The 15,685-nt window shown below is 57.4% G+C and carries 16 protein-coding genes and 1 pseudogene; 8 read left to right on the plus strand and 9 right to left on the minus strand.

All coding sequences use genetic code 11. The features are described 5' to 3' along the window. Positions 1 to 22: 22 nt before the first annotated feature. The gene (locus ENTMO_RS0114200) at positions 23 to 406 is read left to right on the plus strand and encodes a DUF1090 domain-containing protein (RefSeq protein WP_010432134.1); all 384 of its coding nucleotides are present in this window, start codon (positions 23 to 25) and stop codon (positions 404 to 406) included. Positions 407 to 589: 183 nt separating this feature from the next. Then, positions 590 to 910: a tail fiber domain-containing protein gene (locus ENTMO_RS24195; protein ID WP_010432137.1), complete on the plus strand. Its 321-nt coding sequence runs from the start codon at positions 590 to 592 to the stop codon at positions 908 to 910. Between the two features lie 105 nt (positions 911 to 1,015). Here the strand turns inward: ENTMO_RS24195 and ENTMO_RS0114210 are convergent, their stop codons facing one another. Further along, positions 1,016 to 1,558, minus strand: a complete 543-nt coding sequence (locus ENTMO_RS0114210; protein ID WP_029485113.1) for a chorismate mutase — start codon at positions 1,556 to 1,558, stop codon at positions 1,016 to 1,018. A gap of 278 nt (positions 1,559 to 1,836) precedes the next feature. Between ENTMO_RS0114210 and ENTMO_RS0114215 the strand changes: the two genes are divergently transcribed. Continuing rightward, complete coding sequence (locus ENTMO_RS0114215) at positions 1,837 to 3,042, plus strand: conjugal transfer protein TraF (protein ID WP_010432144.1); 1,206 nt, start codon at positions 1,837 to 1,839, stop codon at positions 3,040 to 3,042. Positions 3,043 to 3,097: 55 nt separating this feature from the next. Next, positions 3,098 to 3,641: pseudogene (locus tag ENTMO_RS25315) on the plus strand (class I SAM-dependent methyltransferase). A 111-nt stretch (positions 3,642 to 3,752) separates the two neighbouring features. Here the strand turns inward: ENTMO_RS25315 and ENTMO_RS0114225 are convergent. Genes ENTMO_RS0114225 through fliE form a run of 8 tightly spaced genes read right to left on the minus strand, consistent with a single transcriptional unit; the run spans position 3,753 to position 10,704 of the window. After that, entirely contained in the window at positions 3,753 to 4,160 is a 408-nt protein-coding gene (locus ENTMO_RS0114225; RefSeq protein WP_010432148.1) for a flagellar protein FlhE, read from the minus strand. Next, complete coding sequence (gene flhA / locus ENTMO_RS0114230) at positions 4,157 to 6,250, minus strand: flagellar biosynthesis protein FlhA (protein WP_010432150.1); 2,094 nt, start codon at positions 6,248 to 6,250, stop codon at positions 4,157 to 4,159. The genes ENTMO_RS0114225 and flhA overlap by 4 nt, the downstream gene beginning before the upstream one ends. Next, positions 6,250 to 7,395, minus strand: a complete 1,146-nt coding sequence (flhB, locus tag ENTMO_RS0114235; protein WP_010432152.1) for a flagellar biosynthesis protein FlhB — start codon at positions 7,393 to 7,395, stop codon at positions 6,250 to 6,252. Before flhB ends, flhA begins: the two co-directional genes overlap by 1 nt. Before the next feature lie 18 nt (positions 7,396 to 7,413). Beyond that, positions 7,414 to 8,052 carry a protein phosphatase CheZ gene (cheZ, locus tag ENTMO_RS0114240; protein ID WP_010432154.1) on the minus strand — a complete coding sequence of 213 codons (639 nt, stop codon included), beginning with the start codon at positions 8,050 to 8,052 and terminating at the stop codon, positions 7,414 to 7,416. Positions 8,053 to 8,057: 5 nt separating this feature from the next. Beyond that, a complete protein-coding gene (cheY, locus tag ENTMO_RS0114245; protein ID WP_010432156.1) occupies positions 8,058 to 8,444 on the minus strand; it encodes a chemotaxis response regulator CheY in 387 nt (128 codons plus the stop codon). Continuing rightward, entirely contained in the window at positions 8,434 to 9,513 is a 1,080-nt protein-coding gene (locus ENTMO_RS0114250; RefSeq protein WP_010432158.1) for a protein-glutamate methylesterase/protein-glutamine glutaminase, read from the minus strand. The genes cheY and ENTMO_RS0114250 overlap by 11 nt, the downstream gene beginning before the upstream one ends. After that, positions 9,510 to 10,364 (minus strand): CheR family methyltransferase, encoded by an 855-nt coding sequence (locus tag ENTMO_RS0114255; RefSeq protein ID WP_010432161.1) that lies wholly within the window; start codon positions 10,362 to 10,364, stop codon positions 9,510 to 9,512. Before ENTMO_RS0114255 ends, ENTMO_RS0114250 begins: the two co-directional genes overlap by 4 nt. Before the next feature lie 16 nt (positions 10,365 to 10,380). After that, positions 10,381 to 10,704 (minus strand): flagellar hook-basal body complex protein FliE, encoded by a 324-nt coding sequence (fliE, locus tag ENTMO_RS0114260; protein ID WP_029485114.1) that lies wholly within the window; start codon positions 10,702 to 10,704, stop codon positions 10,381 to 10,383. Positions 10,705 to 10,967: 263 nt separating this feature from the next. Here fliE and fliF point away from each other — a divergent pair, with 263 nt between their 5' ends. From fliF to fliI, 4 genes are read left to right on the plus strand one after another with little or no spacing between them, the layout of a single operon-like run. Continuing rightward, a complete protein-coding gene (gene fliF / locus ENTMO_RS0114265; protein WP_010432166.1) occupies positions 10,968 to 12,647 on the plus strand; it encodes a flagellar basal-body MS-ring/collar protein FliF in 1,680 nt (559 codons plus the stop codon). Further along, positions 12,647 to 13,633 (plus strand): flagellar motor switch protein FliG, encoded by a 987-nt coding sequence (fliG, locus tag ENTMO_RS0114270; protein WP_010432169.1) that lies wholly within the window; start codon positions 12,647 to 12,649, stop codon positions 13,631 to 13,633. The genes fliF and fliG overlap by 1 nt, the downstream gene beginning before the upstream one ends. Beyond that, on the plus strand, positions 13,620 to 14,324 hold the full coding sequence (locus ENTMO_RS0114275; RefSeq protein ID WP_010432170.1) for a flagellar assembly protein FliH: 705 nt from the start codon (positions 13,620 to 13,622) through the stop codon (positions 14,322 to 14,324). The genes fliG and ENTMO_RS0114275 overlap by 14 nt, the downstream gene beginning before the upstream one ends. Continuing rightward, complete coding sequence (gene fliI / locus ENTMO_RS0114280) at positions 14,321 to 15,685, plus strand: flagellar protein export ATPase FliI (protein ID WP_010432173.1); 1,365 nt, start codon at positions 14,321 to 14,323, stop codon at positions 15,683 to 15,685. Before ENTMO_RS0114275 ends, fliI begins: the two co-directional genes overlap by 4 nt.

The raw sequence follows: 15,685 nt of genomic DNA on the forward strand, positions 1-15,685 counted from the left end.
TGTATACGTGGAGAACCAAAAGATGAATAAGCAGATACTTTTTGCAGCAGCGATAACTATGAGCATTCCTTTTTCAGCCCTGGCGGAGGAAACGTTAACGGGGTGCGCGGCGAAACGGCAAAGCATCGAGGAGCAAATGCGCTATGCGGAAACACACGAAAATAGCTATCGCCTGGAGGGCTTAAAAAAAGCCCACGCAGAAGTGGTCGCAACCTGTACGGATGCCTCGCTCAAAAAAGAGCGTGAGGCGGACGTGCAGAAAAAACAGCAAAAGGTAAGCGAGCGGGAACAGGAACTTCAGGAGGCAAATGCGTCCGGGCGTGCGGATAAGATTGCTAAAAAACGCGCAAAGCTTGAAGAGGCCAGAGCCGAGCTACTCGAAGCGGAAGCCGAGTTCAGAAAATAAACGGCCAGATTAATATCGCTAATTGCCAGCAATAATAAGCGATTATTGTCAAGTTGAGCGTATGGTTTGAAATAAAAATAATTGTTACCGTTGAATCGTTAGTGTCGAAATATCTGGCTGATACTCTTTTTTTTAAATACATAATCCTGACTATCCAGTGTCTCATACATTTACGGAGCATTTATGTTGTTAAAGAAAGCCGTATTTATTGCTATTCCTCTGGTGTTTTCCGCCTCTGCCCTGGCAGACCTGGGCGCAAAATGTTGCCCTTTCAGTGACGAAAATCTGAAAGAAGATATTCGTCCTCTTAAAGGCTCTCTGGACAAAATTCTCCAGCTGGAAGGGGTCTCTTATACCTGGAAAGAGAGCAAAAGCGAGGATGTTGGCTTAATCGCGCAGAATGTGGAAACGGTCTACCCGGAACTGGTCAAAACGGAAGATGGGAAAAAGCAGGTTGATTATCAAAAGCTGGTGGCCCCGTTGATTGAGGCCTTACGCGAATAGCAGAATGAAATTAAGACCTTAAAAGCGGATGTTGCACAATGTGCTTTGAAAAATAAGTAATGAAACCCTGAGCCCGTCGTAAACATGACGGGCTCAGGCATACCATTAGCGACGTTTAATTTTCCCGAGCGCGTCGATCAGCTGCGCCTTCTCCAGATCAGAGATCTGTTTATCGTTGAGTAACCGGCTCAGCATGCGGTCCTGCTCTTCACCAAATCCACCACCGGTCAGGATTTGACGGCTAATCAGATTCAGAATCGTATTATCCAGTTCGAGTATTTGTGCTCTTACCTGGGCAAGGGGACGAGGCTGCCACGCTTTTTCAGGCTGTACACGCCAGCGGTCAAGATAGCGATACTGGATATTTTTACTGATGGCCATCTGTGTCTGGACAAACGCATCGATACTCTGCGGATCCAGCATGGCGTCGCGGGCAGCGCTCTGTGCCTTCAGGAGCACGTTTTTTTCTCGCGGAAGATCCTCAACGGGAAGGCGGTTCGCCGCCTTATAGCCTGCCACATCCTTCATCACGTCGAACCGTGTATTTAATGCTTCTGCCAGCTCAGGAAGGCTTGCGGCGTTTACGGACGTTACCAGTGAAGATCCACACATTAATATTGATGAAACCACGATAGCAAAATAGTGCACGGCTTTTCTCCCACAAATAATGGTTGCGAATCTATTATGGCAGCCTGTTTTTTACAGGCAAACATTTATAGCGTTAATAAGCGATGACATTTGTAAGCATTTCGGGTGGTAGGGGGATAAATAATTTATTCTGTTCACTAAAGTCGTTAATAGCTTAAAGGTCTTTAAGGTTATCGCCAGATAAACAGATTGAACTTTCTGATAGCATAATAAAGAGTAATTTATACCACACGCAATGTGCGTCACGACGCGCCACTAAATATGACTCTGGAAATAAAATGAAAAAGAATATCATTATGCGCAGCCTGTTAATTGCAGGGTTTAGCGCGGCAGCACCTTTTGCCTCTGCTTCTTATAACGGTTTTGATGCCCGCAGCACCGCAATGGGTGGCACTGGCGTGGCGTCAGCACACTTTGGCGTGGCGCCGCTGGTGAATCCGGCACTGCTGGCGACGTCGCGATCGCAGGATAAAATCAGCCTGATTGCCCCGACCCTCGGGGCTCAAGCCAGCGATCCGGCAAACCTGATTGATGGTTTTGATGATGTCAAATCAGCTTGGGACAGGCTGGAAAGCGCAATTGGTACCGGCAATGAGGCACAGGCGGCAGGCGAACTGGGTGATATTGTTTCTGGTCTTTCTGGGGAAAACGCTTATGCGAACGTCGGACTGGCAATGGTGCTTGCCGTGCCGGATGATTCACTCCCTGTTGCGTTATCCGTCAACAGCTGGGCGAAGGGCAATGCCCGCGCGCTTGTCAGTCAGAGCGACCTGAAGTATCTCGAAGGGGTTGCCAGTGGCGCTATTATTCCGGTGAAGGAGGATCTGGATAACCTGACCTCCCGCGCCGAAGGGATGGCGGCGCTGGTCACTGAATACGGCGTGTCGATTGCCCATCCGTTTACCGTGAGGGATATCCCTGTCGGGGTTGGGATCACGCCGAAGATCCAGCGTATTGAAACGTGGAACTACAACGTTGCCATTAACAACTATGACAGCTCCGATCTGCGCGATGGCAACTGGCAGCACCAGACCATGAGCGCCAACATCGACGCCGGTATCTTTGCCTCGCCGACGCCAGGCTGGATGGTGGCACTTTCCGCGCAAAACCTGTTTGAAAACCGCGTGAAAACCCGAGAGGTGAACGGCTATCAGCCTGCCTTTGTGATCCGTCCGCAGGTGACTGCCGGTACCGCCTGGCAAACCGGGCCTGTAACGCTGGGGGCCGATATTGACCTAACGCCGGTCAGCAACTTCCAGTATATCGACAAAAATCAGTACGCGGCCTTTGGCGCGGAATGGCGCACGGCCGACTGGGTGCAGCTGCGTGCGGGCTATCGTCTTGATATGCGCGGCAACGACCGCCGGGTTGTGACGGGCGGTGTCGGGCTTTCCGCGGGTGACGCAATGCAGTTTGACCTAACCGCCATTGCCGGTCGCGACCGCACGATTGGCGGTATCGCGCAATTTACCTTCTACTTCTGACGACTAAGGCCACCCAGTGTGGCCTTTTTTATTGCACCGATCGCGCAGGGAGCCTATGAATAAAAGAACACGTGACGGAATAAAAGCTTATACGCCACTCTCACTGAAACTCTATTACTGGTGGGTGCATCAGGTTTCTAACCGCTACGCCTGGCAATGCGACACAGAGCGGCATCTTATTCCCCATTTCAGAAATAACATGAAAATAACCACCTCGATGTGGGGGGCGGTACTGGTTATTACCTGACGTTTAAGCCGGATATTTGCAACATATCGCTGCTTGATTTGAATATTTCCAGTCTGGAGGCGGCGAAATGCACGATAAAGCAGGGGTGATTGCCTACGCCAGTACTGCGTTAACGAAAGAAGGATGTTTATATGGCGCAACCATTCAGGGGGACGATGCGGGTCATAACAGGTTCGGGCGAAAGCTGATGCGAATGTATAATCAAAAAGGCATCTTTACTAACCGCACCGACAGCGCAGAAGCGTTAGTGTCTCTACTCTTCCGCTATTTCTGTCATGTTGAGATCCTCATTGAAGGGCGAGTGGTCCTGTTTAAAGCCGAGCGCAAAAAAGAGAGTATGCAGGCCGCATAATTTCAGATGATTGCCTTTTCACCGATGAATAAACAGAGAGGGGCTCCTCTCTGTGTATTCCTGTTCCAGATTGTACCGCGTGCATGACCGATTCGCCGGTCATGCACGGGCTTAACGCCGGTTCCGGTAACTCACCGTAACCTGGTTACTCAGCACCGTAAATGGGGCGTCAAGACCCCCGCCCGCCACTGAATAATACTCGAAACGAAAAGGCCCGCCTGCTGGCATATCGGCAGGCAGAGGCTGCTCGCCGGAAAAACCGGACAGCGGCAGGCACCGTGCCGCGCTGCACATGCGAATGCGAAACCCGGCAGGGATAAGGCCATGGGAAGAAATTTTCCAGTTCACACGGGATGCGACTGCACCTGCGGGCAGCGGAGAAGGGCTTTGCACCGGTTTGCTTTTCAACACTTGGTGGTCGCGGGTCAGCGTGCCGCCAAAGCTCTGGCTGCTCCAGGCCCCGTCCGCCGCGATAGCCAGCGGCGAAACCAGAAGCAGGGCGATCCCTGCTCTTATCATCCTTTGCCTCCAATCAGATACGTCATCCGCACGTTGCGTGAGGTATTGATCTCCTGGCTGGACAGCACTGCCATCTGCGGGAAAATGCGGCGCAGGTAGCGGGACAGCATCAGGCGCAGGGCCGGATTGACCAGCAGCACCGGCGGCGCGCCTAATCCCTCCTGATGCTGCAGCGCCTGTTCGGTCTGCTTCATCAGGTTTTCCGCAATGCCAGGTTCGATGGCGCTACCGCTCTGGGTTGCCTGTACCAGAAGTTGTTCCAGCGACAAACCCAGCCCAATCAGCTGAATATCCCCGTCGCCCGGGAACCACTGTTGGGTAATGGCGCGGGAAAGACGTGCACGCACGCGGGTGGTCAGCTCGTCGGCATCGCTCTGGGCGGTGGCAAACTCTGCCAGCGTATCGATGATGGTCCGCATATCGCGGATCGGCACACGCTCGGCAAGCAGGTTCTGCAACACCTTATGCAGGGTGGTCAGGCTGATGACCGCCGGGATCAAATCCTCTACCAGCTTCGGTGAGTGTTTGGTTAGCTGATCGAGCAGCTGCTGCGCCTCCTGGCGGCCAAACAGCTCCTCGGTATGGGTGGTAATCACATGGTTGAGGTGCGTTGCCACGACCGAGCTCGGGTCAACCACCGTGTAGCCCAGCGTCTGCGCCAGCTCGCGGTGGACTTCGTCAATCCACAGGGCCGGTAATCCAAAGGTAGGCTCCGTGCACGGTGAACCGGGAACGTCGCCCTCCGCGCAGCCGGGGTTGATCGCCATCCAGCGATCCGGCTGAACCTCGCCGGAACCAATCGTGACCCCTTTAAGCAGGATGCGGTAGTGCGTCGGGGCCAGATCCAGGTTGTCGCGAATATGCACGGCAGGCGGGAGGAAGCCCATCTGCTGGGCAAATTTCTTGCGAATACCGCGCACGCGGGTCAAGAGCTGCCCCTGCTGCTCGTGATCCACCATCGGGATCAGGCGATAGCCCACCTCCAGACCCAGAGTATCCTCCATCTGGACATCAGACCAGGTGGCTTCGTTCACCTGCGCCACCTCAGCGTCCGCCGCCTCGGTCTCTGCCTGTGCGCCACCGGCTTTGTTCGCGTCGCCTTCACGGCCGCGCAGCCACCAGGCAACGCCCAATAGCGTGGCGGTAAACAGCAGGAAGACAAAGTTCGGCATGCCGGGGATCAGCCCCAGCAGGCCAATGACACCCGCCGCCAGCACAATCACGCGCGGAGAGGTGAACAGCTGGCCCACCATCTGCTCGCCCACGTCCTGATCGTTGGCGACGCGGGTCACCACCACGCCAGCGGCGGTAGAGATCACCAGGCCCGGGATCTGCGCTACCAGACCGTCACCGATGGTCAGCAGCGTGTAGGTTTCACCGGCCACGCCCGCAGACATGTCGTGCTGCATCACGCCGATGACCAGGCCACCAATAATGTTGATCGCCATAATCAGCAGCCCGGCGATGGCATCGCCGCGCACAAACTTGCTCGCGCCGTCCATTGAGCCGTAGAAGTCCGCCTCCTGCGTCACCTCTTTACGGCGGCGTTTGGCTTCCTCTTCGCCGATCAGTCCGGCATTGAGATCGGCGTCAATCGCCATCTGCTTGCCCGGCATCCCGTCGAGGGCGAAACGCGCGCCCACTTCCGCAATACGCCCCGCACCCTTGGTGATTACCATGACGTTAATGATGATCAGGATGATGAACACGATAATACCGATGGCGAAATTGCCGCCCACCAGGAAGTGGCCGAAGGCTTCAACCCCCTGTCCCGCCGCTTCCGACCCGGTGTGCCCGTTCATCAGGATCACGCGCGTGGAGGCGACGTTAAGCGCCAGACGCAGCAGGGTGGAGAACAGCAGCACCGTCGGGAACGCCGAAAATTCCAGCGTGTTCTGGGTAAACATGGCGACCAGCAGGATCATGATCGACAGCACGATGTTGAAGGTAAACAGCAGATCCAGCACGAAGGTCGGCAGCGGCAGGATCATCATCGCCAGGATGGTCATGATCAGCACCGGCCCGGCCAGCACCTGCCACTGGGTTTCCTTCATGTTGGGTAATCGTAATTTGGTGGCGATATTGGCCATCACTCTCTACTCTCTTGTGCAAAATCCATCCCCGCCGGAACGGGAAGATCTTTAGGTGTCAGCGGACGCAGGCCATAGCCCTTGCGCCAGCGCTTAAGGCCATAAACCCAGGCCAGCACTTCCGCCACCGCGCTGTACAGTTCGGCGGGAACCGGCGTGCCGGGGTCGCAATGGCGATACAGGGCGCGCGCCAGCGGCGGCGCCTCAAGCATGGGAACCCGGTTCTCTTCGGCCAGCTCGCGGATGCGCAGGGCAATCAGCCCGCTACCGCTGGCGACCACCATCGGTGCTCCCATGGCGCCTTCCTGGTACTTCAGGGCCACCGAAAAGTGGGTTGGGTTATTCACCACCACATCTGCGGTGGGAACGTCCGTCATCATTCGCTGCTGCGCCATCTGCCGCTGCAGCTGGCGAATCTTGCTTTTGATCAGCGGGTCGCCTTCCTGATTTTTGAATTCGTCTTTGATTTCCTTCAGGCTCATGCGCAGCTTTTTAAAGTTGCTCCAGAGCTGGTAAACCACGTCGAACGCCACCATCGGGATCAGCGACAAAATGATGGCCAGCATGCAGCCCAGCAGCAGGGCGCTGATATCACCCAGCGCTCTGCCCAGCGGTTCATACATCAGGCTGATGAACTTCGCTTTGTTGAACCACAAAAACAGCCCGCCGCCGATGCCCGCCAGCGTCACCTTGAGAATGCTCTTTATCATTTCCGACACCATCTGCGCGGAAAACAGGCGCTTGATGCCGCTGACCGGGTTGAGCTTTTTGACGTTAAATTTGAGGGCCTTGGCGCTCATATTCAGTCCGCCAATCAGCGACGGCGTGGCGACGGCGGTAAGAAACAGCCCGCCGACGAACGGCAGCAGCGCCAGAAACGCGATCCCCAGCAGCGATGCAGCGTGATGCAGCATCTGCTGCGGGTCGCTGACTAACAGCCGGTCAAACGTTAAGCCGTTATGCAGCAGGTGCTGCAGCTGTTTTGCCAGCCAGCCGCCCGCGGCGACGATCAGCCCCCAGCCTGCCAGCAGCATCAGGAGGCTCGTCAGCTCGCGCGATCGGGGAACCTGCCCCTCTTCACGCGCTTTTTGCTTTCGGTGGGGGGTGGGGTCTTCTGTTTTTTCGCTGTCGTTTTGTTCTGACATGACATTCGCCCGGCGGGATTAGAAGCCGAGTGACTCCAGCAGGTCGTCCACCTGCTCCTGAGAGGCCACGATGCCCTCGGCGCGGGTATCGATCTGCGGGCCGTTCTTCAGATGCGCGTCGCCAGTGGCGGCGCTGGCGTCGCGTTCGTTCATGTTTTCCACCAGCACGCTGATAAGCTCTTTCTCGACGGTCTCGATCACGTGCATCAGGCTTTGCAGCACCTGGCCGGTGAGATCCTGGAAGTCTTGCGCCATCATGATTTCGGTCAGCTGGCGGTTAGTCTGCTGGGTGACATCCGGCACGTCATGCAGAAAGGTGCGGGTGGCTTTCACCAGCGCGCGGGCATCGTCCAGCGGCTGCGGGTTTTCAAACCAGGCGTCCCAGCGCGCGCTCAGCGCGGTGGCGTTATCGCTCAGCCCTTCCTGCAGGGGGCGCGCTACCTCAACGCTGGTCAGCGCCCGATCGGCGGCCTGCGAGGTTTTGCCGACCACGTAGTTCAGGCGGTCACGGGTGTTCGGAAACGCATCCGCCACTTCCATAATCGCCTGTTCCAGACCGAGGTTGGCCATGCTGTCGCGCAGCAGACGGGTCAGCTGTCCGATGCGAACAAAAATCTCTGTGGCGTTATCCGCCTGCATGTTTAACGGGGAGTTCATAAGGGTTACCCGAGTTTTTCAAAGATTTTGCCGAGCTTCTCTTCCAGCGTGGCAGCGGTGAACGGCTTAACGATGTAGCCATTGGCTCCTGCCTGGGCAGCGGCGATGATGTTCTCTTTCTTCGCTTCCGCGGTCACCATCCGCACCGGCAGTCTGGACATCGCCGCATCGCTGCGGATGGTTTTCAGCAGCTCCAGCCCGTCAACGTTCGGCATGTTCCAGTCGCTGACGACAAAATCGAATTTGTCGGCGCGCAGCCGGTTGAGCGCGTCCTGGCCGTCTTCGGCCTCGTCAATGTGCTTGTAGCCCAGATCCTGCAGCAGGTTTCGTACGATGCGCCGCATGGTGGCAAAATCGTCCACCACCAGAAAACGCAAATTTTTATCCGACATATGGGGTATCTCCTGAACGTCGTGAGTCGGTATTGGGTGACTTATGTCTGTGGAAACTGTCCAGTAAGCACTGGCTGATATCGTCAAGGTCGACGACCTTCTTTGCCGCGCCCAGCGCAATGGCTTCACGCGGCATACCGAAGACCACGCAGGTGGCTTCGCTCTGCGCGAGGGTAAAGGCGCCGGTCTGGCGCAAGTGCAGCAGGCCGCGCGCGCCGTCCGCGCCCATGCCGGTCAGCAGGGCGGCGCTGGCGTGCTTGCTGGCCTGCCGCGCCACGGAGTCAAACAGCACATCTACCGACGGGCGATGGCGATTCACCGGCGGGGCATCGCTGAGCCTGACCCGGTAGCCGTTGTCCTGGCCGAGGATCTCCATGTGGCTGTCCCCCGGCGCTATCAGGGCGCAGCCCGGGCGTACCGGTTCACCATCCTGCGCTTCACGCACGACAATCTGGCACAGCGAGTCGAGACGCTGGGCGAAAGAGTGGGTGAAACCGGCAGGCATATGCTGGGCGATGACAATCCCCGGCGTACTGACCGGCAGCGGCATTAAAACCCGACGCAGCGCCTCCGTGCCGCCCGTGGAAGAGCCAATGGCGATGATGCTCTGCTGACGCACGGGAATACCGGCGAGAACCGGTCGGGTGAGGGGACTGTGTGGTGCCAGTTTTGCGCGAGCGGCGATGCGGATCTTCTCCACCACCAGCTGGCTCCAGGTATCGATATTCTCTGCCCCGCGGTGTTCCGGCTTGGGCAGAAAATCAACCGCGCCGTGCTCCAGCGCGCCCATGGTGGCTTTCGAGCCTCGGGTGGTCAGGGAGGAGATCATAATGACCGGCATCGGGCGCAGGCGCATCAGGCGGGAGAGAAACTCCAGCCCGTCCATCCTTGGCATGTCGATATCCAGCGTCAGCACGTCCGGGTTGAGCTGTTTTATCAGCTCGCGGGCAATAAACGCGTCCGGCGCTGTGCCGACCATTTCCATATCAGGCTGCTGATTGACTACCGCACTGAGCATGTTACGCATCAGGGCAGAATCATCGACCGCCAGCACACGAATCGCCTTCACCGTGTGGCCTCCGTCAGTTCATACACCGACTGCCCGCGCAGGCGCAGTGGAATATGTGCGTGGTTAAAATGTTCCGAGTGACCTACAAACAGCAGGCCGCCGGGCTTAAGCAGACGCGCAAAGCGCTGCAACAGGCGCTGCTGCGTCGGCGCGTCGAAATAAATCATCACGTTGCGACAGAAAATGGCGTCGAACGGCCCGGGTACGGACCACTTCTCATCCAGTAAATTAAGCTGCTGATAGTGAATGGCGGAAAGCAGCTCCCGTCTGGCTTTCACCCACTCGCTGTTGTCGCCCGTGCCGCGCAGAAAGAAGTGACGCTTCTGCGCCAGCGTCAGCGCGTCCAGATCGCTCAGCCGGTAAACGCCCGCTTCCGCTTTTGCCAGCACCTCCGTGTCGATATCCGATGCCCAGATGCGCGGCCCGGACACCGACGCGCCCAACAGCTCGTGCAGCGTCATCGCGATAGAGCAGGGCTCTTCCCCCGTTGACGCGGCGGTACACCAGACGCGATATCCCGACGCGCGCTGGCGCGCATGTTCCGCGAGGATCGGAAAGTGATACGCCTCGCGGAAAAAGGAGGTCAGGTTGGTCGTCAGCGCGTTAATAAAGTTCTGCCATTCCGGATGTTCTGAGTGCGACTCAAGAAGGCCGATATACTCGCTGAACGTGGCAAGACCCAGCGTACGCACGCGACGGGAGAGACGATTAAAAATCATCTCCCGCTTTTGTGCGTTGACGACAATTCCGGCTCGCTTATAAATTAATTTCCCGACGCGCTGTAATTCGCTGTCGGTCAGAGAAAGCGTATTCAGGGATAAGCGTGCAGAAGTGCTGATAATTTCACTCATAGAATAGGAGCAGACCTTAAACCGGTGTATTCATTATTTCCTGATACGCGCCGATCATTTTATTTCGCGCCTGCATACCAAAGCTGAATGAAATAGAAGACTTCTGCATTGCGCGCATCACATCATTCAGGGCAATATCGCTGTTGCCGGACATCCACTGCTGTGTTTTGCTCTTTGCCTCGACCTGGGTTTTATTTATTTCGTTAATGCTGTTAAATAAAACGTCAGAAAAAGAGGGCGTGTCGCCGCGCGGGGATTCGAGGCGAGTAGACGTCCCGCCGACCTGCTGCGCCTGACGCTGAATTTGATCGAGTACGCCATGCATTAATGTTGCTGACATGTTCAATTCCTGGTAAATGAGATAAAAACTGCTGTTTGTTGCACATCTTTTAAACGCCGACAGCTTAACACGCGAATAAAAACCTCAGAAAATCCAATAAGCCGACAGAACTTTGAGCTTATTTATCCTTAAAAAAAACGCCTTTCAGACGATAATGCCCGCCTGAAAAATTCTTATATTTTTGAAATCGTCGACATCACTCTCGCGAATTTCGTGAGCTGACGCGCATCGCTGATGCGTGCTATTTCATACAGGAATACGGCATGAGTGCCACACTAAATGATTTAACCAACAACCCGGCAGAGCGAATTAAAGCAATACTGTCCTCACTTCGCAGCAGTCCAAAGCTTTTGCTGGTAATTTGCGGCGCTGCGGCGCTTTCCGTCATCATCGCCTTAATGTTCTGGGCAAAGGAGCCGGATTACCGGGTGCTGTTCAGCAACATCAGCGATGAAGAGGGCGGCGCGATTGTGGCGCAGCTGTCTCAGCTCAACGTCCCTTACCGTATCGATACGCCGGGCGGCGTGATCATGGTACCGGGATTCCAGGTACATGAAGTGCGTATGAAGCTGGCGCAGCAGGGGCTGCCGAAAGGCGGTTCGGTAGGCTTTGAACTCCTCGATCAGGAGAAGTTCGGCGTCAGCCAGTTTACCGAGCAGGTGAACTATCAGCGTGCCCTGGAGGGCGAGCTGGCGCGCACCATTGAAAATCTCGGGCCGATTCAGAGCGCGCGCGTGCATCTGGCCACGCCGAAACCGTCGATGTTTGTCCGTGAGCAGAAAAAACCGACCGCGTCAGTCACCGTTAACCTGCTGCACGGCCGCACCCTTGACGACAGCCAGGTGGTGGCCATCACCCATCTGATCTCCAGCGCTGTCACCGGGCTTTCTGCCGAGAGCGTCACCATTGTCGATCAGCGCGGCAACCTGCTGACCCAAAGCGGCGTGCGCGGTTTGCAAACAGCGCACCTGAAATACACCAACGACATTGAGAGCGACTACCAGCAGCGTATTCAGCGCATTCTGGCTCCGCTGGTGGGGGACGAAAATATTCGCGCACAGGTCACGGCGCAGATTGACTTCACCGAGCAGGAGCAGACGCTGGAGCAGTATCAGCCGAACAGCGAGCCTGAAAAAATGGCGATCCGCAGCCGCCAGGCGAGCCTCTCCGAGCAGGGCAACCGCCGCGGTGCAGGCGGCGTGCCGGGAGCGCTGAGCAATACCCCGCCCGCACCGGCCACCGCACCGCTGACCCAACCGCTCAACACCCCGGCGGATGACAATAAAGAGAAAACTACCGGTAACAGCGCCAGCCGCGATCCAGCCCAGCCGTATAACAACCGCAGTGATGAGACCACCAACTTTGAGGTGGATCGCACGCTAACCCACACCAAATCCAATACGGGACGCATTCAGCGTCTCTCGGTGGCCGTGGTCATCAACCATTTGCCGCAAGGGGAAGAGGGTAAACCCGGCCCGATCGGTGAGGCGGAGTTGACCCGCATCAACGCCCTGGTCAAAGAGGCGATTGGTTACAACGCCGCGCGCGGCGACAGCGTCAATATTCTCAACTCCGCGTTTAACGGCGTGGTGGAAGCCCCGGTACCGCCGTTCTGGAAACAGGAAAGTTTCTACGTCCTGCTGATGGCGATTGCGCGCTACCTGGTGATTGCGATTATCGCCTGGGTGATGTGGCGCAAGCTGGTTCAGCCAGCCTGGATCCGCCACCAGGAGACCACAATCCGTCGTCTGGAGATGGAGAAAGAGGCGCGGGAGGAACAGATTGCGGCGAAAAAACGTGCCGCGGAGAAAAACAACCGCGACCGTGCCCAGCAGCGAGTGGATACCGAACTCAATGGTCAACAGCTGCGTGAGCTGGCAGAGCAGGAGCCGCGCGTTATCGCCCTCGTTATCCGCCAGTGGATGAGTAAGGAGCCTAAATAATGAATGCCTCAGAAAAAAGCGCCATTGTCATGCTGACGCTGGGAGATGTCCTGGCGGCGGAGGTGTTCAAGCACCTCAATGCCCACGAGGTAAAGCAGATCAGTAGCTCAATGGTCAACATGGCGGGCTTTACCCATGACCAGATGGCAAGCGTATTAGAACAGTTCAAGAAAGACTCCAGCGAATATGCCGCGCTGAGCCTCAACACTAACGATTATCTGCGCAGCGTGCTGGTGAAGGCGCTGGGCGAAGAGCGTGCCTCGTCGCTGCTGGAAGACCTGCTGGATACCCATCAGGGCGGCAACGGCATCGAGACGCTCAACTTTATGGAGCCACAGTCGGTATTCGATCTGATCCGCGAGGAGCATCCGCAGATCATCGCCACCATCCTGGTGCACCTGAAGCGTAACCAGGCGGCGGACGTGCTGGGCAAATTTGACGACCGCGAGCGTAACGACATCATGCTGCGTATCGCCACGTTTGGCGGCGTACAGCCTGCCGCGTTGCAGGAGCTGACGGAAGTGCTGAACAACCTGCTGCACGGTCAAAACCTGAAGCGCAGCAAGATGGGCGGCGTGCGTCCGGCAGCCGAGATCCTCAACCTGATGAAGTCTCACCAGGAAGAGGCGGCCATCGAGGCGGTACGCGAATTCGACGGTGAGCTGGCACAGAAGATTATCGACGAGATGTTCCTGTTCGAAAACCTGGTGGAAGTGGAAGACAGAAGCATCCAGCGTCTGCTGCAGGAGATCGAGAGCGAGACGCTGATCATCGCGCTGAAAGGTGCCGACGAGCCGCTGCGCATGAAGTTCTTCCGCAACATGTCCCGTCGTCAGGCCGAGCTGATGACCGACGACCTGGCCTCCCGTGGTCCGGTTCGTCTGTCGCAGGTCGAAGCGGAACAGAAGACGATCCTCAACGTGGTCCGTCGCCTGGCCGAATCCGGCGAGATCCTGATTGGAGGCAGCGACGATGCCTACGTTTAAGGATACCCATGCCCAGGAGTGGCACAGCTGGCAGCCTGAAAATCTGCTCGGAGAACCCCTTGAAACGCCGCTGCCGACGCTGGATAACGCCCAGTCCGAGGCGCAACTGAAAGCCGAGCTGGCACGCCTGCGGAAACAGGCGGAGCAGCAGGGCTTCGCACAGGGACAGCAGCAGGGACAGGAAGAGGGACGCAAGCAGGGCTATGAGGTGGGCCTTAAAGAAGGCCGTGAGGCGGGCTTTGCAAAAGGTATGGAGCAGGCGCGCGTGGATCAGCAGACGGTGCTGCGTGAAGCGGAACAGTGGGTCACTCACTTTAAGCTCGCGCTGGAGAACCTCGAAAGCCTGATCCCTGGCCGTCTGGTGCAGTTCGCGCTCACCGCCGTGCAGCAACTCTACGGCAGCGCCAGCATGGCGGATAACCAGGCCCTGATGAGCCAGATCCGTAGCCTGATGAAACAGGATGTGCTGCTCCACGGCACCTTTAAGCTGTACGTGAATCCGGACGCGTTTACCTCGGTTGAGCAGGCGCTGGGTGACACGCTCACGGCGATGGGGCGGGAGCTGCACCGGGACGCGCACCTGGCGTCCGGCGGCTGCCGCGTGGTGTCACCTGACGCAGAGGTAGACGCCAGTATGGAAACGCGCTGGCAGGCGCTCTGTCACCTGGCTCGCGAGGAACTGTCGCAATGAGCGCGCAGCTAAAAAAGTGGCTTTCCGTCCTCGACCGGGTGGAAGAGAGACTGACGCAGGTGCCGGATTTTCGCCAGTACGGCAAGCTGACGCGCGCCACGGGTCTGGTGATGGAAGCGGTTGGGCTGAAGCTGCCGATTGGCGCGTTGTGCATCGTGGAGCGCCAGACGGAGCAGGGCATTATCCCGGTTGAGTGTGAAGTGGTGGGCTTTAACGGCCAAACGCTGTTCCTGATGCCGCTGGAGCACGTCGACGGCATTCTGCCGGGGGCGCGTATTTACGCTCTGCAAAACGACAGTCATGCCGGGAAGCAGTTGCCTGTGGGCCCGCATCTGCTGGGCCGGGTGCTGGATGCGCAGGGACGACCGCTGGATGGTCGTCCCGCGCCAGGGAATCCGTCGGCGGGGCTCTTTACGCCAACCCTCAACCCGCTCCATCGTGACCCGATTAAAAACGTACTGGATGTCGGTGTGCGCGCCATCAACGGCCTGTTGACGGTGGGACGCGGTCAGCGTATGGGCCTGTTTGCCGGATCCGGCGTGGGCAAAAGCGTGCTGCTCGGCATGATGGCGCGCTTCACCACCGCCGATGTCATCGTGGTGGGGCTGATTGGCGAGCGTGGCCGTGAAGTCAAAGATTTTATTGAAAATATCCTCGGCGAGCAGGGGCTGGCGCGCGCGGTGGTAGTTGCCGCACCGGCCGATGTCTCGCCCATTTTGCGTATGCAGGGGGCGGTCTATGCCACCCGCATCGCCGAAGATTTTCGCGATCGCGGCCTCAACGTGCTGCTGATCATGGACTCCCTGACGCGTTACGCCATGGCGCAGCGCGAGGTGGCGCTGGCCATCGGCGAACCGCCCGCGACCAAAGGCTATCCGCCATCGGTCTTTGCCCGCCTGCCTGCGCTGGTGGAACGGACCGGTAACGGCGTGAAGGGAGGCGGGTCAATCACCGCGTTTTATACCGTTCTGACGGAGGGCGATGACCAGCAGGATCCGATTGCCGACTCCGCGCGAGCAATCCTCGACGGACATATCGTCCTGTCGCGTCGTCTTGCCGAGGCGGGCCACTATCCGGCCATCGATATCGAAGCCTCGATCAGCCGCGCCATGACCGAGCTGATCCCGCCTGCCCCGTTCCGCAAGGTGCAGCGTTTCAAACAGCTACTTTCTGCGTATCAGCGCAACCGCGATCTGGTCAGCGTGGGTGCATACGTCAAAGGCAGCGACGCGATGCTGGATCTGGCAATCGACAAATACCCGTCACTGGAAGCGTTCCTCCACCAGGCGATCCACGAACGTAGCGGTTATGACGACGCCGTGCATACCCTCTCCGGGCTCTTCCCGGATATCAGGGACTAA

The sequence above is a fragment of the Enterobacter mori LMG 25706 genome, from assembly GCF_000211415.1.
Taxonomy (GTDB): Bacteria; Pseudomonadota; Gammaproteobacteria; order Enterobacterales; family Enterobacteriaceae; genus Enterobacter; species Enterobacter mori.